Below are 24,926 nucleotides of genomic sequence, written 5' to 3' on the forward strand. Positions count from 1 at the left end.
CAAATAAACTTTACAACAGAAAGTATACTTGATATATATTCTGAGTTCTGCCTGATCGTCTCAGTAACATAACTCAAGAAACAGCTGCGGCGCTATTTCTCGTTCCTTTTTCTAACTTACAGCCAAAGTATATCAGCTTAAAATGGCACTGTCAACGCTTACTTATAAAATTATTTCTTGCTTGTTCGTTTCAATAGAATAACTAAAAACAACATAGTAAGTGTTAAATAATTATGTAAAGGACATGACACAACAACAGCATTTTATTATCAAGTAGAGGATCCAACAACATTGATTTCTGCAGAAAATACTAGCTGCTATTAAAAACATCATCTACTCATATTTTTTGAAAGTAGCGATACCTACGCAAAAATATGAATAAATGATGTTTTTGTTTTCATTATATAAAGCGCATATGGGTTAGTGGGTAATAAACAAAACGGGCATTTCCTAAAATCGCATCTCCAGAAATCGCACCAAATGATCGACTGTCTTTAGAGGCACGACGATTGTCACCTATCACGAAATAGCTGTCTTTCCCCAGCTTTTCAACGCCCAACAATGACTGTAGATCAAAGTCATTTGTATAAGAGACATTTTCGTGATCATTCTTTCGATTTTTCACTAGGAAATTCTCATCTACCGGCTGATCATTAACATATAGTTGATCATTTTCGTAACGAATGGATTCACCCGGCAATCCAATCACTCGCTTAATGTAGGTGGAACCATCCGGCATTTGAAAAACGACGACATCAAATCGCTTGATGGGTGAGATTTTCTCAATCAAAACCATATCACCTTGTCTTAAGGTACCTTCCATTGAATTTCCGCCCACCGGTACAGGGATCAGCAAGAATGCACGAATCAGGAATGCAGATGCCAATGCAATAATCGCGTATTTAATGATGAACCAAAAGCGATCGATCCAGATTTTTCTTCGCTGCATGATGTCCCTCCTCTTTTACTTTGGTACTACTTTGATAATAACTCGACAGCTTTCAAATAAGCATGATCTTCTTGTTTTAATTGATCCGTCACAGCTTTCTCAATTGCTTGTGCTGTTTCTGCATTCACTTTCCCTGTCACTTCCAACTCAGCTTTTTGCTGCACGGCTTGAACGGCTGATACGGTGGTTTGCCCAAATGTATCTCCGGTGGTCCGATAACCTAGTGCAGAAAGAAACTGATTCAACCGATCAACTGCTTCTGAGCTTTGCCCTTCTTGCAATTCTTTGTCTCTTGGTAATGGAGCTAAATAGGCATACTCAGGAAAATCTGCTTGATGATCTGGCATTACGCCTTGCTCATTGACCCATTCTTCATTTGGCGTCAGCCACTTCATGACCGTCATCTTTAACTCACTATTGTCTCCTAATTCTTTTACATTTTGTACAGTTCCTTTGCCAAAGGTTTCTGTACCGACAACTGGTATATCTGCGGATTCTTGCAACGCAGCTGCAAAAATTTCTGCGGCCGATGCACTGCCGCCATCAACTAAAACGACAACCGGTTCTGTGACTTTGAATCCTTCATCAAGAGCAGCACTTGCCTTTGTTTCACTTATGACGCCACTATCATCTGCGAACTTAACGATAGTTTTTCCATCTTCTAAAAACATGCTAGCCATGATCTGTACTTGATCTAAAAGTCCACCAGGATTTTGCCGGACATCCAGAATAAATGATTTTGCTCCTTTCTTTCTCAGTGACTCAATTCCTTCTTTTAATTCGGAGGCAGTACTTTCACCAAAAGTCGTAATTTCGATTTTCCCGATTTCTTTCTCACTATCAAGGTCTGTATGAACAGTTTCTACTGGAATCGTATCTCGTGTAATCGATACGTCAAAGGTCTCTTTTTCCCGTTGGATCGTCAACTTGACTGTGGTCCCTTTTTTGCCACGAATGTTGTTTACGACCTCTGTTAATGACAGGCCTTTCGTTTCTTTCCCATCCACTTTCAAAATACGATCGTTTAGACGTAAGCCGTTTTTCTCAGCTGGAGAGTTCTTGATAGGGGCTTGTGCCACTTCTGGATAGTCGTTGACAAGGGTAAGGGTGGCGCCAATTCCTTCAAAACTGCTTGATAAAGACTGATCCAATTCATTGGCTGCTGATTCACTAAGATACGTTGTATAAGGATCACCTAATGCATCGGTCATTCCTTTTAATGCCCCTTCGACCAAGACATCTTCATCTACTTCTTGGTAATAATTGGCACGAATTTGGTCAAAAAGCGTTTGAACTTTTTCCAGTTCGTTTGATGTCGGCACTGTGGGCTGATTCTGTGGGTATTGTGTTGCAGCCGTACTTTTTTGCCAAATGTAGACACCGCCTCCCGAGAGGATCGCGACACAAATCAGTGAGATCACATAACGGTGAAAAGAAACATTTTTCATAGAAAGACACCTTTCTGTCCATTAATTTTTTAGCCTCTAGTGTAAAAAGAGAGGAAGTTTCCACTCCACTCTCTTTTATTTATTATCCTCCACATACTGTTCCCAAATACGATCAAAAATATCCATAGAAGGCAAATAATCGACGTTCAATTCTAAATAAGAAGAAACTTCATCATAATCGTCGGTATGTTTTGGGAATTGAATATCATGACTTGCATGTGTCGCAAAGATCTGTGCCTCATCAGTATGACTAGGCCCTTTGATGGCCATTAAATAAGTATAAAAACTTTTACGCATGCGTATTCTCCCAGTGATCCTCAAGAAAAGCTGCTCGTCTCGCATGATTGCGAGCAAAATTTTCAGGATGCTTTTTGTAGTATTCTTGATGTTCTTCCTCTGCCAAATAAAAAGGTTGTGCAGGTTCGATACTCGTTACGATTGGATCATTAAAGCGACCCGATGCTTGCAAAGCGGCTTTGCTTGCTTCTGCTTTTTGTTTTTGTTCTTCATTGAAATAGAAAATGACTGGTCGATAATTGTCTCCTCGATCTTCAAACTGCCCAAAAGCATCCGTGGGATCCGTCTGTTGCCAATAAATAGTCAATAATTCCTCGAAACTGATTTTTTCTGGATCAAAAATGATCTCAACAGCCTCTGTATGACCGGTTGTATGACTTTTCACTTCCTCGTATGTTGGATCAACAGTATGCCCAGCAGTATAACCAGAAAAGATGGATTGTACTCCTTCTAACTCATCAAATGGCTGAATCATACACCAGAAACACCCTCCCGCAAAAATTGCTCGTTCCATTATTTGTCCTCCGTTTCCGCTGGCAGATAGAGACTCATTTGGATCTCATCATCTACTAGATTGATTTTATTCGCTTTGATAAACAAGCCGTTTTGCATGCGGAATTGATCCAAGCGAATCAAAATGATTTGTTCATCCGCATTGACCTCGATCCACTCTGGAAACTTGAAGCTGCGCTTGATCATTTTTAACACTTCACTGGTTGGCAGATCTAAAGTACCAATTGATAAACTTTTGGCTTTTAACTGAACATTGCCTTCTTCGGTGACATAAGGATCAAAGTATAAGTAAAACGTGATTGGAAAGTTCAGCACTGTAAATTGGCCTGTCAATAGTGCCTCATTTCTCAACTCGAAATTGTATTTTACTTCTTGGTCTTTCTGGAAATCAGTTAAATAGAAATCGATCAATTGATTGACTTGACTCTTGTTACTGTTGATGGTCAAAACAGGATTACCGTCCCGTTTGACTAATTCTGCACTTTCTGAGATCCCAGATTCACGTTGTTGAAACACCCGTGAAGCAAAAAAGACAGTTGTTCCCAGCAGAATGCCTACTAAAACTAGAAAAGCAATTTTCCAGTAATTCATTTTTTTGATTGGACTTTTTTTATCCACATCGTTAGTTTCTTGTTTCATTATTTTGCCTCCTTCATCAGCCAAACATTTTGGGTTTTGATTAGTTCATCACGAACAGCATTCGCCATTAGCTGATACCCTAGATTGTTTGGATGGAAACGATCCCCATCGTACAGTACATTGTTGGTAACTTTTGTTCCCCCAGTTTCTGAAGTACCGGTCATACCATTGGTGGTGGAAGTTGTGGTATCCGAAGTTTCTGCTGATCCTGCAGCGCCTGCTTCAGAAGAATCCGTATCTGCGATCCCTACTTCGTCACTTAGCCCCTGGTACAGCAAATCATTGATTGGGATAAAATAAGCATTGTGCTGTTGTTTGACAAATGTTTCTGTTGCTTTGTTCCAATTATCAATAATCGTTTGCATATCAGTAATTTCTGGAAAATTTAAATAAAAAGGATTATATATCCCTAACACATAAATGGGTGCTGTTTCATTCAGTTGACGAATCTGCTCAAACATCTCTACTAATCGTTCTTGATAGTCGGCCATTGGTTTGGTAAAAGAATCGACACTCAAACCAAAAAAATTAGTTTGAATCACTTTTAATACATCATTCCCGCCGACGGTCAATGTAATCAAGTCAGCCTTCTTTAGATCACTGCGCAATTCTTTGTCTTTGTTCACTCGTTTCAGGATTTGATCGCTGCGCTCTCCAGCAATTCCATAGTTCGTCGTCACAACATTTGCTAAATGATACCGATCTTGCAAATCGGCTGCAACGATGGGCACAAATCCTCCTTGTTGCGTCTCATCACCGACTCCTTCAGTCAGCGAATCGCCTAAGGCCATGTAATTGATCACATTTTTGGTCTTTCCCTCTTCTGCCGTTCTCGCAACTGGCGTGAGCAATGGTTGCGCTTTTGGAATCAAAAAATGACCGAGCATTCCAGTACCTAAAGCTACGATCAATACAACTGAGAGATAAATTGCTACTTTTTTCCACTTCACGGATCTTCAATCTCCTAACCTATAATCTAAGCTATTTTATCAAAATTCTCATGAAATTCATAGTCGAAATGTTTTGATTGACGAGAAACTCAATCAACGAAGAGCAGTGGAGTATGAAGCAATTTTCACCCATCTGCTTGATTTGAGTCCCGCTTCATCAACTGCTCGGTTACACATTGTACTCATTGTTTCGCCTGCAGTTGCTTCTAAACTTACATTAAAAAGAATTTAAATGTCGTTCTTCGTGTGCCCAATCATTGTGATTCTTTTCAAAGTTACTACGCTCGCTTGGCTCGCCGTTGCTCACCATCTGCTCTGTCACTCTTCGTGTGCCAGTCGCAGTGATTCTTTTCAAAGTTACTACGCTCGCTTGGCTCGCCTAGTGTTGCTCATCATCAATTCTGTCTTGCTTCGCAAGCCAATCATTGTGATTTGCAGCAAAAAGCGATTCGTGAGTACGAATCGCTTGGATACTGTGATTAAAATTATTCGGTGTAATACGTAATGGCGAATGCGCCTTTGCCGGTATGGGTAGCGATGATTGGGGTGGTATGAAGTAATGGAATGTTCATTTCTGGGAAGAGTTGTTGCAATTCTTTTTTGAATTGTTCTGTGATCTCTAACCCCTCTGCATGAGAGATCCCTATTTGTTTCACATTCGGCATGCGTTTCAATTCGTCTTTCAATTCTTCAAACCACTTATTAAATGTTTTTACACCGCGTCCTTTTACGATTGGAATCAATTCTGAATGGTCGAAATCCATAATCACTTTCATATTTAATAAACTGGATAACAACCCTTTGGCACGACTGATTCGACCGCCTTTTACCAGATTCTCTAATGTAGAGACACCAATAAATAATTTGGTATTTTCTCGAACTTTGTCAACTTCCGGCAAAACTTCAGCTAATGTCTTGCCTTCTTGTGCTAATTGAGCTGCCCGAATCACTTGGAACGACAATGCTTGGTCTGTCGTATCACTATCGATCACTGTCACATTTGCTTTCGACAAATTACTTGCTTGTCTGGCAGCTTCGACAGTTCCACTCAGACCCTTTGTCATATGTATCGATAAAACGTCACTACCATCTTTTCCTAATTCATCGAACAGTTCCACAAAATGACCAATCGGTGGTTGGCTCGTTTTTGGAAGTTCTTTTGCTTGTGCCATCATTTGCATGAAACGTTCTCCGGGCAATGAATCATCATCTGGATAAACCATCCCATCGATCATTACAGATAACGGAACTACATGGATATTCAATTGGTCTCGAACGGTTGGCTCCATCGTACAGGAGGAATCCGTTACAACTTTAAGCTTTGCCATCATACATTCACTCTCTCTTTAAATCAAGTCTCTTTTCGTGGTAAAATAACCATAGACCATTTATAATCAGTATAACAGAGAGAAAAAATTTTTTCATCTTATTTAAATTCGAAGGGAAGGTGCTTGATGGATCATATGAAATTTACACGACGCTACTTGATTCTGAATGAGGTACTCAATGCGGTGACCCATGGTATCGGATTTGGATTAAGTATAGCTGGACTCGTTATTCTTTTGATTAAAGGGGCTCGATTAGATTCCCCTCTTCACATCGTTTCCTATGCAATTTATGGCTCTATGATGATTTTGTTGTTCTTATTCTCTACGCTCTTCCATAGTTTGATGTTCACACGAGCAAAAAAAGTTTTCCAAGTCTTTGATCACGCCTCGATTTTTTTATTGATCGCAGGCAGTTATACGCCGTTTTGCTTGTTGAGTATTCAAGGTTGGTTGGGCTGGACACTTTTCATTTTGATTTGGTTATTAGCCATCAGCGGGATCGTTTATAAGTCACTCACACTGCATAAAAAAGAGACGGTTTCAAAAATATCCACACTAATTTATATTATTATGGGCTGGCTCTGCGTGATTGCATTTAAACCATTGATTGCTTCACTAGGTTTTTGGGGTACCTTTCTGTTAGCAAGCGGTGGTGTCTCTTATACCGTCGGCGCATTATTCTACAGTATCAAATCTGTACGCTTCATGCATGTGATCTGGCATTTGTTTGTTATGCTCGGAGCTGGACTAATGTATTTTTCCGTTCTTTGGTTTACATGATCCAACTCACTTTTACTTAAATAAGACAGCTGCTACAACCATATGTTGTAACAGCTGTCTTATTTATTTTTTCTGTTTACTATAAAACTCAAACCGGTGCGGATAGATGTTCTTTTCATCCACTACGCCTTCTATAACTTTATCCAAATGCCAGTTTGACCAATCGATCTCAGGAAAATAGACATCCCCGATAAATGTCTCGTCGATTACTGTCCGATACAACTGATCGCAATCTTCGATCATCGATTCGAAAACTCCAGAACCCCCAGTTAGAAACACAGGATGGTCTTGCTGTGCAGTATAATCCAAGACTTCTTGTCGATCATGCATGACTAATACGCCTTCTGCTTCATATGCTGTGTCACTGGTCAAAACGATTGTTGTTCGATTTGGCAATGCTTTTTTCTTCATGCCCTCAAAAGTTTTTCGCCCCATAATGAGCGAATTTCCAGTAGTTTGTTCTTTAAAGAATTTCAGATCGTTTGGCAAATGCCATGGCAATGTGCCGTTTTCTCCAATCAAACCATTTTTATCTTGTGCCCAAAGTGCAATCAACATGTTTCAAAACTCCCTTTCTAGATAAAGTGAATCTGCAATAGCAGCTGCAATCTGCAGTCTTCTCATTAATTGATAAGCAGGCTGTGCTTGCAGATGATCGGTATTCCTTTCTTTATAACATAAGCCTTCGCACGCTTGATAAAAAATATGCCCTCCATGATGCTTCACTTTGGTTGGCCATTCGCCATCCGTCCATCTTGAAGAATCTGCGGATACTAGTAAAGGAATCAATTCCGCAGAAAACAAGACACTGCCGGCGGTAATATCAAGACCCTTGATATGAAAAACTTCCGCTGCAATTTCATTGACCAGCTTTTCCGTCCGCTGCCAAGCAGTTGGATGGCTTAGGAAGGCTTTCTTTGTACGCCCTAATATACAGAAAGTATTCGTAGGAAATGGCTGACAGCTCAAAGCTGCCAGTTCATCTGGGTATTCCTCACACCAAGTGATCAAACGATCAAAATCACATAATTGAAAGGAAGCAAGTTGCGGAAATGCCTTTCCAGCGCGTGCCACAGCTTGTCGACGTGCTGGACCAGCACCGACTGCTGGCAATTCAAAGAGATAGATCTGCGGCGGCAGCTGCCATAAATACCGCTTGATTTCAGGTCTCGTTACTTCAGAAACTGCTAAAATGACTTGCGAAAAATAAGAACGAAGGATCGTAATTGTTTTTTCTACATCTGATAATGAAATGGTATCTTTTGACGTAATATGCAGCGTTGCGACGATTCCCCGCTGTAAATCGTTTGTCATCTATCTTCTCACTCCCAACTGTAATAAGTTAGACAGCGATCGGTGCCTTGATCGTGGGATGCGGATCGTAGCCTTCAATCGTGATATCTTCCATCTCAAAGTCAAAAATCGATTGTTTCTCAGGATTTAAGTGTAACGTAGGTGCAGAACGAATTGTTCGGGAAAGCTGCTCTTTCATTTGTTCCATATGATTGCTATAGAGATGGGCATCCCCTAAAGTATGGATAAATTCGCCGACTTGAAGTCCTGTCTCGTGAGCGATCAAGTGAGTCAATAACGCATAGCTAGCAATATTGAAAGGCACCCCCAAAAAAACATCGGCACTTCGTTGATAAAGCTGACAACTTAGTCGACCTTCATGAACATAAAACTGAAACATGGTATGGCAAGGAGGCAGAGCCATCGTCGGAACATCTTCTGGATTCCATGCGGAAACGATCAAGCGCCGAGAATCTGGCGTTGTTTTGATCATTTCAATCACTTCTTTGATCTGATCAATAAATTCGCCTTTAGTAGTTTCCCAATGACGCCATTGATAACCGTAAACATGGCCTAGATCACCAAATTTTTCTGCAAATGCTTCGTCATTTAAAATACGCTCGCAAAATTTTTGCAGTTCCTCTTGATAGCTGGCATTGAATTCTTCATCAATTAATGAACGACGCCCAAAATCAGTCATATCAGGACCTGTATAATCCTCACTTTTAATATACCGCTCAAAAGCCCATTCATCCCAAATATGATTCTTATGTTGCAGTAAGAATCGAATATTGGTATCTCCTTTAAGAAACCAGAGTAACTCGCTTTTGATCAGACCAAAAGGTACACGCTTGGTTGTCAATAATGGAAATCCTTGAGACAGGTCAAAACGCATTTGATGACCAAAAATACTTTTGGTTCCAGTCCCTGTGCGATCCCCTTTGACATTTCCCGTTTCTAAAATTTTTTTCCCTAAATCAAGATATGCTTGTTCCATAATGGGCCTCCTTATTAGTCGTCTGAAAACTCGCTTAAATATTCCCAACGTGTCATTTTTTCTTCTAACAATTGTTCTGTTTCTGTAACTTCTACTTGGAGCTGCTGTAATTTCGTAAAGTCATCCCCCTGCTGATTCATTGCTTCAGTTAGTGCGTCGACTCGTTCTTCTAATAGAGCAATCTCATCTTCGATCGTTGCCCATTCTTTTTGTTCCATGTAGCTTAGTTTCTTTTTGACTGGCTTTTCGGAAACAGGTTTACTTTGTAGCTCTTTGTCAGATTGTGAGGCTGCCGTTTTCTTTGCCCCCTGTTTCGTTGCTGTCTTTTGTAAATATTCGTTTATCGAACCATAGAAGCGAACAATTTGCGCATTGCCTTCAAAAATAAGTAATTTTTCAGCAACTTTATCTAAAAAGTAACGGTCATGAGAAACTGTAATTACGGCACCAGGAAATGATTCAAGATAGTTCTCCAAAACAGTCAATGTATCAATATCCAAATCATTCGTTGGCTCATCCAACAATAGAACATTTGGTTGACCAATCAATAATTTCAATAAGAATAGGCGGCGTTTTTCACCACCAGATAATTTACCGATCTTTGTTCCATGCATGAAACGGGGGAACAAAAATTGTTCCAGCATTTCCGCTACACTGACATGGGCACCATCTGTTTTTTCTACTTCTTCTGCTGCCTCTTGTAAATAAGCAATCATCCGCTGTTCCGGATCCATCGTCTCATTGGTTTGCGTATAATAAGCTAATTTGACGGTTGAGCCAATAATCCGTGTTCCTGAATCTAATGAGAGACGTCCCGCCAACACATTCAGCAAGGTTGATTTACCTGCACCATTCTCACCAGTAATGCCTAAACGTTCTCGCGACTGAATCAATAAATCAAATTGAGATAGAATTGGTTTGCCTTCAATTGCATAACTACCTTCTTTGATTTCCAGCACTTGTTTACCTAAACGTGAGGTCGCAACATCAATCTGCACTTCTCCATTCCGCTTGACTTGGTTCATATTCTCTTTCAAATCGTCGAAACGATCGATTCGCGCTTGTTGCTTAGTAGTTCTCGCTTTGGCGCCTGTCCGAATCCATGCCAGCTCGTGTTTATATAACTGTTGCCGTTTCTCTTCTTGGGTTTCTTCAATACGTTCTCTTTCTGCTCTGGCTAATAAATAGTCTTCATAATTTCCTTGATATTCATAAAGTTTACCAAAAGAGAGTTCAAAAACACGATTGGCTACCCGGTCAAGAAAATAGCGATCATGAGTGACCATCATCAGTGCGCCGCGATAGTTTTTCAAATAGCCTTCTAGCCATTGGATAGCTTCATAGTCAAGATGGTTCGTCGGTTCATCCAACAATAGTAAATCCGGTTCATCGATCAACACTTGCGCTAACCCCACCCGTTTTTTTTGCCCACCTGAAAGTTCGTTGACTGGTTGTTTTAAATCTGAAATCCCTAATTTCTGCAAAATAATTTTTGCCGTTGTATCCGTATTCCAAGCATCTGTTTTATTCATAGCTTCTTCTGCTCTGCTGTAGGCAGCTTGCACTGTAGGATCTGAGCCATTTTGTTCCAGCTGAATCAAAGCTTTCTCATAGTCACGAACGGTTTTGATTAATGGACTTGTTCCTTGGAAGACCGCATCAACAACCGATAATTCTTCTTTTAATTGACTTTCTTGCGCCAAAAAGCCGATTCGATAATCTTGTGGTTTAAAAACAGAGGGACGGTCGCCATCTCCGGCTTCAATTCCAGCCAAGATCGTCAGTAAACTTGATTTGCCTGTCCCATTGACACCAATCAAGCCAATCCGGTCTTTCTCATGTATCAGAAAAGAAAGCTGATCAAATAATGTTTTATCGCCGTAAGTTTTTGTAAGCTCACTTACTTTTAATTCTTTCACAGAATCCCTCCTGAGATCTATTTTTCTTCGCCCATTGTACCACATAAGCATGACAGGGTCTTTAAGAAAAAAGAAAAAAACAACCGCTCCATCTCAACCTTGAGACGAAGAAGTTGTTGTTTTATCTACGAAACATTCGCTGTTTCGGCTGTTCATCTGCGCGAGCCATCGCATAAGATTCCAAGAGATTTACGTTGCGTCGATATTCGTTTGCAGAGATCGTTGGAATTTTTTCGGCTACCTCATATTCATCGATCGTTTTTCGTTCTAAATAATAGCCCCGTAAAACTTTTTTGACAAAAATCGGTTCTTGTTCAATCATGATGGTCTCAATGAAGTTATTATGCTCAAAACGCTTTAAGCTCATTTCCCGTTGACGTATAAAGAAGTTGATCAAAGATGAATCGTAGACATCTTCTAAGTTGCTTAAACTATGAAAAATATAATCACTGTTTTTGATATAGATTTTTTGTACTTCTGAAATATCTCTTTGTTTCAATGCATCCTTCAGCTGCTGCTGGCGCTGCCAAAACAGCTTGGGATGAAAAATGATCCGTACAAAACGTTGAATGATCAAAAGCCAAAAACTGAAAAAAGACAAGAACTGTTTTGCTAACGAATGCTGCTGCTGCGAAATGAACCGGGAATAAAAGCGATACCCATTGGAGCTAACCTCACCTTTTCGGTAGGCTTCATCCAAACCATCTTGTTCAATGGATAGAATCAATCCTTGAATTTCCTGTATCTCTTGCTTTTCAGAATCAGTTAAACTATTGCGATACAACTCCCAGCGTCGATTTTCATAAGTATTGATTACTGCATCTGTCGCTAGGCGCTCTTTGGCATCCGTAGTTTCTTTCTCTTCTTCTTCCAAGATCTGGATGACTTCTTCTAAAATCAGCAACTGATTGAAATCAACAGATTCGGCAGCTTCACCATCTGCCAAATAGGGCAAGACAAGTACACTGATCACTAAAGTTGCTAAGATGACACAAGCCGTCAAAAATAAGAGCAAACTGCGAGCTTCAAATTGGTCACCGTTGATCGTTACAGGTAAGATAAAAATTGCCGCTAAGCTGACCGTTCCTTTGACCCCTCCAAAGGTCAACAAAGCTACTTGCTTCAAGTCCACGATTTTTTTTGATTGTAAAAACTGATAATAAAAAAGAAGGAATAAGAAACGAATGAAGAAGATAACGAGTGTTACTACTACGATGGTCAAGACTAAATGACCATTCGCATAAGAGTTGCTTTCCCAAATGGGTGAAAATACTTGCGAAAGTTCAATCCCTAAAAATAAAAAAACAAGGGCGTTCAACGTAAATACAATTGTTGACCACGTACTTTCAGAGATATTGGCTAGTTCCGCATCGAACAAAGAGACTCGTCGTCTTCTTTGTGCTTGCGCTACACCGGCAACAACTGCCGCAATGATACCAGATACTCCAACCATTTCTGCAATCAAGTAGGCTGCAAAAGGCAATAGTAGTTCGATCAACAGATAAACAGTGACATCTTGGGCAGATATTTTTTCAATAAAGCGAATGATCCGCCGTTTTAACCAAACGATCAAGTAACCAATCAAGCCGCCGCCAATACTCGAAAAAAGCAACTGAAAGCCAGCCCCCATAACAGAAAAGCTACCAGTGACTAAAGCAACGATAGCAAATTGGAGCGCTGTTACCCCGGAAGCATCATTCAAAAGACCTTCGCCTTCTAAAATATGCATGATGTTCTTGGAAATTTTTAGGCGTTTCGCTAAAGATGAGACGGCTACCGCATCTGTTGGTCCTAAGGCAGCGCCAAAAGCATAGCAAGCAGCCAAAGGAATCGACGGCATCAGCCAATGCAGTGTCGTTCCCACTGCAAATAATGTCAGCAAAACACCACCAAAGGCCAGAAACAAAACGATCTTACTGTTCTTCAAGATTTCCGGAACATCGGCTCGTTCTCCTTCTCGAAACAATAGCGGTCCAATGATCATCACTAGAAACATCTCTGGTTCAAATGCGATTTCTTGTCCCATTTCAGTCAATCCTAGCAGAATGCCTAAGATAATCTGAATGAAGAAAATCGGTACTGATGGCAGTATTTTGCTGACAATATTTGAAAAGGTCACGAGGATCGCGATGATGATGATAAGTTCAATAAATTCCATCCATTATCCTCTTTTCTTTCGAATTGCGATTAATAACTCAAGAAAATGTTCTTTTTTCATGAGAATCTTATGATCGAGCTGATTCAACTCCTTTTCATTTTTTTCGATTTCACATTGAATCCGTCTTGATTCTAGACGAAATAATTCATGTTTCATGCGTTCAAATTTGCGAAACAGCAATGGATTCTTCCGTTGCAAATATTCGCGGATTTCTTTTTTTTCTGCTGGTGAGAACTCCCCTAGGCGTTCCATCAATTCTTGTTTCGTTAAACATTGCTTCGTCATGATAGCCCCCTGCAATTCTAGTCAATTATAATAGAAGTCAGTTAAAATGAAAAATGATTGAAACCAATCCTACTTTTTCATTTCTTGTTGACCGAGAGTATTCTATGCCATTCAACCAAAAATAGCAAGACCCACTTACTAAAAAAGAGGTTTCTCTCCGAATTATTGATAATCTCTTAATAATTCCGATAGAAAGTATTTTGCTATAAAAAAGTTGATGAACCGTCCTTCACTGATTTGGAAAATCATCAGCGAACGAACCGTTCATCAACACCCTCTTACTCATTCAACGATTATGCCTTGCTTATTTCATATATAAATCATAGTAAGCATCCATGATTTCTTTCACGATTTTTACGTTTGGATGCGAAGTAGTTGAAGATTTAACCTGTGGTAAAACCACTGCAACTGCTACATCTGCATCATCACTTGGTCCATAAGCAACAATATTTAAGTTGACCAGATTGATGGTTTTGCCATTTTCATCGACAATCGGCGTCTCCGCAGTACCCGTTTTCGCAGAAAGTTCCATTTTAGCAGAAGCTAGTCCTGTTGCTGTAGCCCAAGCATCTGTTCCGTGAACGGCATCATAAAATCCATTTTGGATGATTTTCATCTGATCAGTAGTTAAACCAACTTCGTTCAAAACGGTAGGTTCTACCGCTGATTTCAAGCTTCCTAAACCACCGGTTTCATCATTCCCATAGATACCCGAAACGATATGTGGCTGCAATCGTTGGCCGCCATTGGCCACAGTTGCTGCATATTGAGCCAATTGTAATGTCGTATAGGTATCAAACTGTCCGAAGGCTAAGTCCAGGATCTTACCGCCATCACTGACCGTATCTAATTTGTCGACAGGTGTGCTGATCCCCGTTGCTTCGCCAGGAAGATCGATCCCTGTTTTCGTCCCCATCCCAAAAGAGGCAAAGGCTGTACGCAACTTACTGTAGGCTTCTGTTTGACGATCAACTGTTGGAATTGAAATCCCAGGCTGATACTCAATGCCCATCAATCGTAAAGCAACCTGCATCATGTAGGAGTTGGAAGAAACTTCTAATGCTTGTTCAGCTGACAAATTACGGTTGTTTGCTCCTGTCGGGTTAAAGATCGAAGCTTTGACATCAGAGCCGATGCGGATTGGTTGGTCATATAAGACTTCATTTCCATTCAAGACACCATTTTCCCAACCAGCTGCTAACGTCCCACCTTTGACTACAGACCCTGGAACAAAAGCATTGATGAAGGTTCCGATTGCATTCTCTTGCAATTTGCTTGATTCTGCCTCATGTTGATAACCTGACATTGCCAAAATCCCGCCAGTTTTAGGATTGATCGCAACAGCATAGACACCAGGCGAGTATTCTGCAGCTCCTGAATCCATCAAAGATTTAAAGTTATCTTGTAAGATTTCATCAACTTCTTTTTGGAACTTGGCATCTAGCGTCAGTACAAGATTATCTCCCTTAGAGCCCGCATAGATTTCTTTTTGGCTTTCAATATTATTGCTATTATCTAATGTGATTTGAGACTTTGATTTTGATCCTTGAAGGACTTCTTCATATTGCTTCTCTAAGTAACTTCGTCCTACACGATCATTACGAGCATACCCTTTTGCTAGATATTCATCCAAATTTTCTTCAGGGATCCCTTGTTCTTCTGTTGTCACAGTTCCGATCAAACTTGCCAATGAACTGCCTTCAACAATTTTTCTAGTCCAGTCTGTGCCGGTCGAAACTCCGGGAAGTTCGGTCATATTCTCAGCCACAATTGCTAGTTCTTCATCAGATACATCAGAATTTTTTAAATAAACAGTGCTTAAAGATTGTGCACTATTCATTCGTTTAAAAATGGAAGCTACTTTTAACTGATCATCATTAAAGGCAATATCCTCATCAGTTACTTTATCGACAGTTGCCGCATACTGTTCAGAAGCCCCGAGCGCTTTTTGCTTAGAACTTAATTGATCTTGCGCTTTCTTCAAATTTTCAGGATCTGCCAACCAAAAATCTTTCAGATCCCGCTCTGTCAGATTCTTATCGATTGGAATATCGATCAATGTAGCTAATTTTTGTGCAGTCTTCAATAAATCTTCAGCTGTCATCTTATTTCCTCTTGTAAAGGTAATGGCTGCATTGGCTTGATTTTTGACAAGCGGTTTGCCAGATGCATCATAAATCATTCCTCGTGGAGAGCTGCCATTGACTTCTACCACGGATGAAGCTTTCAATTGCTTCTCAATATTATCACCATTCACGATTTGTAAATAACCTAATTGCACGATCAACGCAACAAAAAGACCAAAAATCACAAAAAAGAGAAAATTCAATCGAAAGGGAACATGGGATTTGCGATAAGATTTTGTCTTAGGCTCCTCAGGCCCTTTTCGTATATTCTTAATGACTTTATCTTTTAGATTCTTCATCTCTTCTATCCTCTCATTACAAACTGCTTACCGTCTTATTTTACCAAAAATTTTCAATATAAACAGAAGAAATCAAAATTATCCAAGTATCCTTAGAGAAAATTATAAGAATTCGTTCTCATCCACTGTAATGTTTCACAGTTACGCAAAAAGATTTTTTTGTTGAGAAAAAATCTGCTTCACTTTAAGCTTTCTTAATCTTTTCCAATTTTAATCCCGTGAAACACATTTTCCTATCTTCCATCTGTGGAAAAGTCTCATTCTTTCAGTCACTTTAAATTAAAGAACCTAAATGAGGCATATCACTTCATTTAGGTTCTTTAATTTAAGATACTCTATTTAAATATTATTCGCTTATTAATAACCATCGTCACTCAGTGAATCATCCTCATATTCTTGATTACCTGAATACCCATCATTCGAATAGTTACCATCCGAGGCATTATCCTCATAATAATCGCCGTTAGAAGTATTATCACTATCGTCATAAAATTGATAAGGAACATAGCCTTGAGTAAATTTATCACCTGTTGATAGCTCATCATTTTGAGGTAAGTCTAATTGTTCTTTCAATAAATTTTGTTTTTCGAGTAAATCATTCATTCCTAGGATTTGATAATAAATATCATTGATCATTTGATCCTCACCAATAAGCTGATCTTGTTTAATGGAATCAAAAGCCGGCAAATAGTTGGTTGCGATGTCCAACATGTCGGTCCATTTTAAGTCCGTTGTTGTATTCTTCTCAACAGCTTTTAAAATGTCACGATAGTTATTGACTCCATCCAGACTCAAAATTTTATTTACAATTTTTGTAACAACTTCACGTTGTCTTTTTTGTCGTCCGACATCTCCTTCAGGATCTCCCATTTCTGTATAAGGATCATACTTTCTGAATCTAGAATAAGCTAGGACTTGCTCACCATCTAAATGATATTTTCCCGGTGTTAATTCAACACCATCTAATTCAAAATGATATTTGTTATCAATTTCTAACCCACCTAGCGCATCAACTAAATCGCTAAGACCTTGGAAATTTATGGTTGCGTAATGATCAATAGGAATATCCAGCAAATTCTCTACGGTATCCATAGACATCTCAACCCCACCAAACGCATAAGCATGATTCAATTTATCCATTGTTCCGTACCCAATGATTTGTGTATAGATATCTCGATCTAGACTCACAATCGTTGATTGTTTTTTCTTAGGATTCACAGTAACTACCATGATAGTATCCGATCTGCCTTGTTCTGTTCTTCCCTTACCACCAGTATCAAGCCCAAGTAATAGAATTGAAAATGCGTCACGGTCTTCAATACTTACTTGAGTTTCCCTTTTCGCTGTTGTTCTTTCAACTGGTTGACTGATATTATTAAATGTATTTTCGGCCTCAGAATAAAAATTGATACCGTAAGCGGTCAATCCGATTATACCAAGCGCCAAAACACATAAAATAGTAACGATTATTTTCTGATAATTTCGCATAAAGCACCTCAATTGTTCTAATAGAATCGTTTAAATTTTCCCATAAAAAGGACACTTGTGCAATGTAAGAAATCTATCAACAACAAATTTAATGTTATTGAAATATAAATGAAATATGAACAGAATTAGACAAACATAAACTATTATTTTTTTAGTCAATTTTTAAAATGGTTGCTTTTTCTTACACGAAAGAGAAAGATCCTATTTTTTTCTTTATACAATTAAATACGAAAGATCTAGTATATATATTTAATATTTTTTACTTTTAACAAAAATTTCATTATCATTCGTGTACTTTATAAAAGGGACTTTAACTTTTGTTCGTTTGCCCCGCCAGTCTTCTTTGGATCAATTCTTTCGCTTCTGATGAAAAAATTGAAAATACTCATAGTAAATATCCACCCGTGAAAACGGGTGGCTTTTTAACAGCCCTAGAAGGGCTCACCACTCGCTATCCCCTTAAAAGGGGCTTTTAAAATGACCACCAACCGCTCACAGTCTTATCTCTTTTTAACTATTTAAATGGATCTACATACTCTTGTTTACTTATACTGTCTCTAATTCGATCATCTGCTTCTTGTTCTCGAATATATTTTTCAATTGTTTTTTGATTTAACCCAACCGTACTCACGTAGTACCCTTTGGACCAAAAGCTTTTATTCCCATACTTATATTTCAAATTCGCATGTTTTTCATGAATTAAGGTTGCACTTCGTCCTTTTAAGTAGCCCATAAAACTAGAAATACTAATCTTTGGCGGTATTCTTATTAACATATGAATGTGGTCAGGCATTGCATGAGCTTCAATGATTTCAACGTCTTTCATCTCACACAATTTTCTTAATATCTGACCAATACTTACTCTTAATTTTCCATAAATCACTTTTCTTCGATACTTCGGAGTGAAGACGATGTGATACTTACAATTCCATCTTGTATGTGCTAAACTTTTATTGCTAAAGCTATTTCGTCCACGCGTAGAAACGCGCGTTTTTTTGTTTCGTACGTTACGCGAACGAAACTGACTAAAATCAATAACAATAAAAAAGCCACTTTCCTTTTGGAAAATGACTTTTAAGTCCTTATAACTATTTTCTTTCAGTTAATTATATTCTTTATAATCAAACTTTTTGTACTTCGGCAGCTTGTGGTCCCCGAGCACCTTCAACAATTGAAAATTGAACTTCTTGTCCTTCTTCTAATGACTTGAAGCCATCCCCTTGAATCGCTGAAAAATGAACAAAAACATCGTCCCCGCCGTCAACTGTGATAAATCCAAAACCTTTCTCATTATTGAACCATTTTACTTTTCCATGTTCCATATTCTATGAATCCTCCAATAAGTCAAAATAAGACGCAACCGCCTCTAAAGTATTATAACGAAATTCGTAAGCGTTATCAATATTTTATCAATAAAAAAACCCTTACCTATGAAAGTAAGGGCTACTGAAAATAAAATTGTGAAGTTTTATTTTCCAGAGTGAATTCATATTATATCAATTTCCACATATAATCAATGATTGCACAAAAAAACCTTAGCTAAAGACTGGCTCAAGCTAAGGTGGCTAAAAGAATATTTCAAATTTGATTATTTTGCTTTCGCATAAAATTCATTTACTTTATCCCAATTAACAACACTCCAGAAAGCATTGATATAATCAGGGCGTACATTTTTGTATTTCAAATAGTAGGCATGTTCCCAAACATCTAAACCTAAAACTGGCGTTTGACCATCCATTAATGGTGAATCTTGGTTCGCAGTGGAAGTGATCGCTAATTTACCATCTTTGATGACTAACCAAGCCCAGCCAGAACCAAAGCGGCCAGTTGCTGCTGTTTTGAATTCTTCTTTGAAATCAGCAAAGCTGCCAAATGTTTCTTCGATGGCTTCTTTGATGGCTCCTGTTGGTTCACCACCAGCATTTGGTGCCAAGATTTCCCAGAAAAAGCTGTGATTTGCATGACCACCACCGTTATTACGGACAGCTGTTTTGATGTCTTCAGGAACCGAATCAAAATCAGCAAGTAATTCTTCAACTGATTTTTCACCTAATTCAGGATGTTTTTCAATTGCTGCATTCAAATTTGTGACGTAAGTATTGTGATGCTTGTCATGATGCAAATGCATCGTTTCTTCATCAATGTAAGGTTCTAATGCATCGTAAGCATAAGGTAAATCTGGTAATGTGTAAGACATAAAAAATTCCTCCTCAGTGATAGTGATTACATAAGTAACATTATCAGATAAAAAGTGGTTCATCAAAACATATGCTTACTTTTTATCAACTTTTTTTGGTGCAAAAATCAGAAACTTGCTGAAAACATAGTTTGCTAGGACGACAACGATTTGTGTAACAAGCTTAGCGATAAAATCACCGGATCCTACTACACTGATCAATAGATACATACAAGCCATATCCAATCCCAGCGAAAGGACTCTAAAGAAAAGAAACTTCCAAAAGGCAAGCCACGATTCTTTTTTTGTTTCACTTTTTGCTTCAAAGACCCAAATCTTATTCGTGAAGAATGCGAACAACACAGAAGCTGCCCAAGAGATCACATTGGCAATCATATAATGAAAATCAAAGATTTCTCTAAAGAGAAAATAAACAACTAAATTGACCAAAGTAGTTAATCCACCAAAAATTAAATACGTCAACGGCTCCCATATTTTTTTTTCTTGTAGTTTATTTTTCACATTTTTTAAACTTTCCATACTCGATCTCCAGTTCTTCTCATTAATCAGCAAAGAACACTTTATAGATAATCGGACTTTTCTGTCATAAGTCCTTGTGTTCTGTTGCTGCCTTCGTTACAATTATTTTTAGTTACATAAAAGGAGTTAAACAAATGACAATCATACAAATGCTAAAAAGTGCATTTATTCAAATCCCAAATCTCAAATATGTAAAAGACGCTGCTTTTTCAAAAGTGATTCTTTTTCTACTTGGAGCTACCGTTATTTTAGCCGTACCAATCACTTTGCAAGTCAATGATATCTTTCAGGATTTCCAGCGAGATAGTCAAAAGATTGCGCAAAAAATCCCCAATTTTTCGATTGAAAATGGTCAATTAGCAACGAATGGACAAGGAGAAGGATTTATCTATCAAACCGACTCTATCATTTTTACTTTCGACCCTGAAGGAAAGCGCAACGCTACTGATATTGCTTCTGATGCCACTGCAAATGTGTTGAGTGTGGGACTATTAAAAAAAGAAATTGTTGTCAGTTTCCCTGGAACAGGACTTTCCACATCATTCTTGGATACAAATCAATTAAAATTTTCTTATAATGAACCAGCATTTAAAAATTTAGATGGCAAAAAGATTCGGGAAACACTGAGCAGCAATCAAATTCCTTGGTGGCTACAACTTATTGTTTTCTTAGTAGCGCTCTACCCTACATTTTTAAATTTATTGATCACATTGATTATGGGTACATTTATTGCAACTATTTATACAAAACTAAAACTTTTTTCTTACAGCTTCTTTGAAAACCTTAAAATACTAATCGTTAGTGCTGCTTTACCAACAATTTTGAGTGTGCTGATCCAACTATTCATGCCAAATTTTGATGGGACAACATTTATCTTATTCGCAGCACTGTTTCTATTCACTCAAGGCGTCAAAGGTTCGCCTAAAATCCAATTAAAAAGCTAGTAACTATCCAACCATGCATAGATCTTTGCGCATGGTTTTTTCTTCGTTCTTTGATACACTAAAATAAAGGAGGAACAAATATGACTAAATATATTTTATCTAGCAGAGAATTTCGTGATGAATTTATCACACAAATTCATGAAATCAGTGATGAATATCAGTTTATCCACTATGATAAAGCAACTTCCATCGACTGGTCAAATGTCGCAATCACGATTGGCTGGAAAGAAGAATGGGCCGGAAAGTTACTGGCTAACGCTTCTCTTGAATGGGTCCAAGGCATTTCAGCCGGTGTGGATACCCTACCTCTAGCACAGTTTGCCCAAAAGAACATCTTACTTTCTAATGGTAGCGGCATTCATGCACAATCGATCACTGATCATTTAATTGCTTTATTATTCATGGAATCCAGAGGAATTTTTACCGCCATCAAAAAACAGGTTGAGAGACAATGGCAGCCCCATGGTATTCCTTATTCATTATTATCTGATAAAGAAATACTGATCGCAGGTACAGGTAAAATTGGGCAGGCTTTAGCAAAGGCCTTAAATTTTTTTGGCACCCAACCTGTCGGCATCAATACAACGGGGCATGCCGTTGATGGTTTCAAGGAAACTTATCCACTTGAAGAGTTGATTGAACAAAGTCAGAAAGCTGATTGTGTGATCAATATCTTGCCATTGACACCTGAAACTACAAGAATCTATAATAGCCATTTTTTTAATAGTATGAAATCATCCGCTTCTTTTTATAATGTTGGGCGTGGACCTAGTGTAGATACTGTAGCGTTGACAGAAGCCGTTCGCCAAAAAGAAATCGCATTTGCGGCTCTTGATGTTTTTGAAGAAGAACCTTTACCCGCAAATGACCCGCTATGGACTCTGGAAAATGTGTTGATCACCCCACATATTTCCGGGTTGACCCCACATTTTCAAAAAGCATTCATGGCCATCTTTATGGATAACTTCCGCAATTTTATCCACGAGAAAAAATTGGTTCGAAATCAAGTCGATGTAACAAAAGGGTATTAATCATCAACCAGCGCTGCTTTTTTATTCCCAAAAATTATTTTTGATCTTTTTCTGTCTCCTTTAAAATGTAAAGGGGACGTTTTTTTGTTTCCAGAAAAATTTTTCCAATATATTTCCCAATAATACCTAGACAAAGTAATTGCAAACCACCAACAAACAATACGATACAGACTAAAGAAGGCCAGCCTGAGGTAGGATCACCAAAAATAAAAGTACGAATAATTATAAATAATAGTGCAATTCCAGAAGCTAGACAAGACAACGCGCCAACAAAAGAAGCAATATTTAATGGTGTATCAGAAAAATTGACGATGCCATCAATCGAGTACTTGAACAAGCTCCAGAATGACCAAGAAGTTTCTCCAGCTACTCTTTCGCGATTTTCGTAGGCAATGTATTCTGTATCAAAGCCTACCCAACTAAAGATTCCTTTGGAAAATCGATTGTATTCAGAAAGTTCTAAAACTGCATCTACCATATTCCGACGCATTAAACGGAAATCCCGCGCCCCATTGACCAAATGAGCCTCACCAATTTTATTGATCAATGAATAAAAGGCTTCTGAGAAAAAACTACGAATTTTAGGCTCTCCTTTACGGTCGGCTCTGCGAGTACCAACACAATCCAATTGTTTCGCATTAAGCAGGTCAAACATCTGAGGTAAAAGGCTTGGAGGATCCTGCAAATCTGCATCCATAACCGTGACAAAATCTCCTTTTGCTGCTTTTAAGCCAGCATACAAGGCTGCTTCTTTTCCAAAATTACGTGAAAAAGAAAGATAGCGAACACTTTCTGGATGCTCTTGATGCAGCTTGCGCATCACTGCGAGTGTTTGATCGGATGACCCATCATTGACAAACAAGTATTCAAAAGGCATGCCTACCTGATCTTTTACTTTTTCAGTCTCTTCAAAAAAAAGTGGTAAGCTATTCTCTTCATTAAAGCAAGGTACGATAATTGATAACATGGTTTCATCTCCTAACGAACAAGTCTATGATTAAAGTTAGCGAAATGAAATCCACCAAGCTTCAGTCATAGACTCATACTGTTGCATTGTATCTTTATTTTAGTTAATTGTTTTCAGTAAAACTATATTTAGGTTCGTCTAGCTTTTCATCGTAGTCAACTTGCAGATCATACCCTTTGAAGAACCACTCGTCGGCCTCCTCAATAAAAAAAAGCATGTCTGAAACTGTCTTTTGAACGATAGGATTTTCAGGTTTATCTACCGACATTCCTACTGAAAAACCATCATGGATCTGAGTTTTCCCATAGATTTTGCCAAAAAAGCGAACGCCACTTCCTTGGTCGACTGTCAGTTCTTTTTTGAACCAATCAATTGCGGCTTCTGTAATAGTTATATTCATCATTTTTCACTCCTAATCATTCATATGTTCATCAAGAATATCCACATCATCCGTGTTCCCAATCACGAGTAGATTATCATTCTCACGCACGATCGAGTCAGCTGCGGGAGAAACGATCACTTGTCCAGGTCCTCGACGAATAGCAACAACGGTCAATCCATATTTTTGACGAAAATTCAAATCAAGTAAGGACCTATTAAAGAAACGCGGATTTGAGACACGAATCTCCGCCAGCGAAAATTCATCTGAAAGCTCAATATAATCCAAGATATTTTTCGATACTAGATTGTGAGCGATACGAATCCCCATATCCCGTTCTGGGTGGACAACTCGATCAGCACCAAGCTTTTCAAGAACCCGAGCATGATATTCATTTTGCGCCTTTGCTAAAACGTTCGGTACCCCCATCTCTTTGACCATCAAAGTCACAAGAATACTTGCTTGGATATCTTCACCGATTGCTACGATCACATGGTCGAAATTACGAATTCCTAATGAGCGCAACGTCATTTCATCCTGTGCATTACCCACCACCGCATGGGTGGCAATATTCATATACTCATTGACCCGATCCTCATTGCTGTCAATGGCTAATACTTCTTGTCCGGATTCTATCAATGTTCGACAAATACTGCCGCCGAACCTTCCAAGACCAATAATCGCGTAATTCTGCTTCACATTAAACGCTCCTTTACCTTACAAATCCTACTCTAGTATATCAAAAACCTCCTCAACTGACTATGAGGAGGTACCCTTATGATGAGATTCTTATTTTGTCAAGCCATGTTTAAAGGCATAAATGGTTGCCTGTGTTCGATCTTCCACTTCTAGTTTCGACAATATATTTGATACGTGAGTTTTAACCGTTTTTAGTGTAATAAACAACTCATCCGCAATCTCCTGATTACTTTTACCTTCAGCAATCAAAAGCAGTACTTCTTTTTCACGATTTGTCAGATCATCATGTAAAATCGGCGTACGATTTGTTAAACGATCCATCATTTTCGTTGTTACTTCCGGTTCCAGTACCCGCTCGCCTCTTTGAGTTGCACGAATGGCATCAGCAATTTCATGTGCAGTGGATGTTTTTAACAAATAACCGGCAGCACCAGCTTCAATTGCAGGATAGACTTTCTCGTCGTCAATAAAACTCGTCACTATGATAATCTTTGCTTCCGGCCAATCTGCTAAAATAGCTTTAGTAGCCTCAATACCATCCATTTCATCCATCACTAAATCCATCAAGATGACATCAGGACGTAAAGACAATGCCTTTTCGTAACCGATTTTGCCGTTCTCAGCTTCTCCGATCACCTCAATATCTTCTTGAATAGATAAATAGGAAGAGACCCCCAAACGTACCATTTCGTGGTCATCTACTAACAAAACGTTGATCATT

25 protein-coding genes and 1 pseudogene are annotated in these 24,926 nt (G+C 38.7%); 3 read left to right on the forward strand and 23 right to left on the reverse strand.

Annotation, left to right across the window (positions count from 1 at the left end):
- Nucleotides 1–400 precede the first annotated feature (400 nt).
- The 7 genes from lepB to EG2_RS09825 form a co-directional block, all read right to left on the reverse strand.
- Nucleotides 401–949, reverse strand: a complete 549-nt coding sequence (gene lepB, locus EG2_RS09795; RefSeq protein ID WP_003126969.1) for a signal peptidase I — start codon at nucleotides 947–949, stop codon at nucleotides 401–403.
- Between the two features lie 26 nt (nucleotides 950–975).
- The gene (locus EG2_RS09800; RefSeq protein ID WP_060814579.1) at nucleotides 976–2,397 is read right to left on the reverse strand and encodes a S41 family peptidase; all 1,422 of its coding nucleotides are present in this window, start codon (nucleotides 2,395–2,397) and stop codon (nucleotides 976–978) included.
- Nucleotides 2,398–2,472: 75 nt separating this feature from the next.
- Complete coding sequence (locus EG2_RS09805) at nucleotides 2,473–2,694, reverse strand: YozE family protein (protein WP_003126967.1); 222 nt, start codon at nucleotides 2,692–2,694, stop codon at nucleotides 2,473–2,475.
- Nucleotides 2,687–3,208 (reverse strand): peptide-methionine (S)-S-oxide reductase MsrA, encoded by a 522-nt coding sequence (gene msrA, locus EG2_RS09810; RefSeq protein WP_060814581.1) that lies wholly within the window; start codon nucleotides 3,206–3,208, stop codon nucleotides 2,687–2,689. Before msrA ends, EG2_RS09805 begins: the two co-directional genes overlap by 8 nt.
- Nucleotides 3,208–3,846 (reverse strand): YpmS family protein, encoded by a 639-nt coding sequence (locus EG2_RS09815; RefSeq protein WP_029486963.1) that lies wholly within the window; start codon nucleotides 3,844–3,846, stop codon nucleotides 3,208–3,210. Before EG2_RS09815 ends, msrA begins: the two co-directional genes overlap by 1 nt.
- Nucleotides 3,846–4,775, reverse strand: coding sequence for an SGNH/GDSL hydrolase family protein (locus tag EG2_RS09820; RefSeq protein WP_282956889.1), 930 nt, complete (start codon nucleotides 4,773–4,775; stop codon nucleotides 3,846–3,848). The genes EG2_RS09815 and EG2_RS09820 overlap by 1 nt, the downstream gene beginning before the upstream one ends.
- A 506-nt stretch (nucleotides 4,776–5,281) precedes the next feature.
- On the reverse strand, nucleotides 5,282–6,124 hold the full coding sequence (locus EG2_RS09825) for a DegV family protein (RefSeq protein ID WP_034704768.1): 843 nt from the start codon (nucleotides 6,122–6,124) through the stop codon (nucleotides 5,282–5,284).
- A gap of 126 nt (nucleotides 6,125–6,250) precedes the next feature.
- On the opposite strand from EG2_RS09825, the gene trhA reads away from it, so the two are divergent.
- Nucleotides 6,251–6,904 carry a PAQR family membrane homeostasis protein TrhA gene (gene trhA, locus EG2_RS09830; protein WP_060814585.1) on the forward strand — a complete coding sequence of 218 codons (654 nt, stop codon included), beginning with the start codon at nucleotides 6,251–6,253 and terminating at the stop codon, nucleotides 6,902–6,904.
- Nucleotides 6,905–6,967: 63 nt separating this feature from the next.
- Here trhA and EG2_RS09835 read toward each other — a convergent pair whose 3' ends face one another.
- The 12 genes and pseudogenes from EG2_RS09835 to EG2_RS09890 form a co-directional block, all read right to left on the reverse strand.
- On the reverse strand, nucleotides 6,968–7,462 hold the full coding sequence (locus EG2_RS09835) for a dihydrofolate reductase (RefSeq protein WP_060814587.1): 495 nt from the start codon (nucleotides 7,460–7,462) through the stop codon (nucleotides 6,968–6,970).
- A gap of 3 nt (nucleotides 7,463–7,465) precedes the next feature.
- Nucleotides 7,466–8,218: a hypothetical protein gene (locus EG2_RS09840; RefSeq protein WP_060814590.1), complete on the reverse strand. Its 753-nt coding sequence runs from the start codon at nucleotides 8,216–8,218 to the stop codon at nucleotides 7,466–7,468.
- A 28-nt stretch (nucleotides 8,219–8,246) separates the two neighbouring features.
- Nucleotides 8,247–9,194 (reverse strand): thymidylate synthase, encoded by a 948-nt coding sequence (locus EG2_RS09845; protein ID WP_060814593.1) that lies wholly within the window; start codon nucleotides 9,192–9,194, stop codon nucleotides 8,247–8,249.
- A gap of 14 nt (nucleotides 9,195–9,208) precedes the next feature.
- Nucleotides 9,209–11,113, reverse strand: coding sequence for an ABC-F family ATP-binding cassette domain-containing protein (locus EG2_RS09850; RefSeq protein ID WP_060814595.1), 1,905 nt, complete (start codon nucleotides 11,111–11,113; stop codon nucleotides 9,209–9,211).
- A gap of 121 nt (nucleotides 11,114–11,234) precedes the next feature.
- A complete protein-coding gene (locus EG2_RS09855) occupies nucleotides 11,235–13,271 on the reverse strand; it encodes a cation:proton antiporter (protein WP_029486972.1) in 2,037 nt (678 codons plus the stop codon).
- A 3-nt stretch (nucleotides 13,272–13,274) separates the two neighbouring features.
- Nucleotides 13,275–13,556, reverse strand: coding sequence for a hypothetical protein (locus EG2_RS09860; protein ID WP_003126954.1), 282 nt, complete (start codon nucleotides 13,554–13,556; stop codon nucleotides 13,275–13,277).
- 304 nt (nucleotides 13,557–13,860) lie between these two features.
- On the reverse strand, nucleotides 13,861–15,981 hold the full coding sequence (locus EG2_RS09865) for a peptidoglycan D,D-transpeptidase FtsI family protein (RefSeq protein ID WP_029486973.1): 2,121 nt from the start codon (nucleotides 15,979–15,981) through the stop codon (nucleotides 13,861–13,863).
- Between the two features lie 357 nt (nucleotides 15,982–16,338).
- Nucleotides 16,339–17,469 carry an LCP family glycopolymer transferase gene (locus EG2_RS09870; protein WP_060814597.1) on the reverse strand — a complete coding sequence of 377 codons (1,131 nt, stop codon included), beginning with the start codon at nucleotides 17,467–17,469 and terminating at the stop codon, nucleotides 16,339–16,341.
- A gap of 514 nt (nucleotides 17,470–17,983) precedes the next feature.
- Nucleotides 17,984–18,424: pseudogene (gene tnpA / locus EG2_RS09875) on the reverse strand (IS200/IS605 family transposase); the annotation flags it as partial.
- Between the two features lie 166 nt (nucleotides 18,425–18,590).
- A complete protein-coding gene (locus tag EG2_RS09880; protein ID WP_060814601.1) occupies nucleotides 18,591–18,791 on the reverse strand; it encodes a cold-shock protein in 201 nt (66 codons plus the stop codon).
- 266 nt (nucleotides 18,792–19,057) lie between these two features.
- Nucleotides 19,058–19,666: a superoxide dismutase gene (locus EG2_RS09885; protein WP_029486977.1), complete on the reverse strand. Its 609-nt coding sequence runs from the start codon at nucleotides 19,664–19,666 to the stop codon at nucleotides 19,058–19,060.
- Between the two features lie 75 nt (nucleotides 19,667–19,741).
- Complete coding sequence (locus tag EG2_RS09890) at nucleotides 19,742–20,185, reverse strand: GtrA family protein (protein ID WP_060814603.1); 444 nt, start codon at nucleotides 20,183–20,185, stop codon at nucleotides 19,742–19,744.
- Nucleotides 20,186–20,319: 134 nt separating this feature from the next.
- Here EG2_RS09890 and EG2_RS09895 point away from each other — a divergent pair, with 134 nt between their 5' ends.
- Together EG2_RS09895 and EG2_RS09900 are read left to right on the forward strand one after the other, a co-directional pair.
- The gene (locus EG2_RS09895; protein ID WP_060814606.1) at nucleotides 20,320–21,129 is read left to right on the forward strand and encodes a DUF1189 domain-containing protein; all 810 of its coding nucleotides are present in this window, start codon (nucleotides 20,320–20,322) and stop codon (nucleotides 21,127–21,129) included.
- 80 nt (nucleotides 21,130–21,209) lie between these two features.
- Nucleotides 21,210–22,160: a phosphoglycerate dehydrogenase gene (locus EG2_RS09900; protein ID WP_060814608.1), complete on the forward strand. Its 951-nt coding sequence runs from the start codon at nucleotides 21,210–21,212 to the stop codon at nucleotides 22,158–22,160.
- A 34-nt stretch (nucleotides 22,161–22,194) separates the two neighbouring features.
- Here the strand turns inward: EG2_RS09900 and EG2_RS09905 are convergent, their stop codons facing one another.
- The 4 genes from EG2_RS09905 to EG2_RS09920 form a co-directional block, all read right to left on the reverse strand.
- A complete protein-coding gene (locus EG2_RS09905) occupies nucleotides 22,195–23,127 on the reverse strand; it encodes a glycosyltransferase family 2 protein (protein WP_060814610.1) in 933 nt (310 codons plus the stop codon).
- Nucleotides 23,128–23,230: 103 nt separating this feature from the next.
- Nucleotides 23,231–23,527, reverse strand: a complete 297-nt coding sequence (locus EG2_RS09910; protein WP_029486982.1) for a HesB/YadR/YfhF family protein — start codon at nucleotides 23,525–23,527, stop codon at nucleotides 23,231–23,233.
- Nucleotides 23,528–23,539: 12 nt separating this feature from the next.
- Nucleotides 23,540–24,205: a potassium channel family protein gene (locus EG2_RS09915; protein WP_003126939.1), complete on the reverse strand. Its 666-nt coding sequence runs from the start codon at nucleotides 24,203–24,205 to the stop codon at nucleotides 23,540–23,542.
- A 90-nt stretch (nucleotides 24,206–24,295) separates the two neighbouring features.
- On the reverse strand, nucleotides 24,296–24,925 hold the full coding sequence (locus EG2_RS09920; protein ID WP_003126938.1) for a response regulator transcription factor: 630 nt from the start codon (nucleotides 24,923–24,925) through the stop codon (nucleotides 24,296–24,298).
- Between the last annotated feature and the right edge of the window lies 1 nt (nucleotide 24,926).

Origin of the sequence: Enterococcus gallinarum NBRC 100675 (genome assembly GCF_001544275.1) — a bacterium.
Classification (GTDB): Bacteria; Bacillota; Bacilli; order Lactobacillales; family Enterococcaceae; genus Enterococcus_D; species Enterococcus_D gallinarum.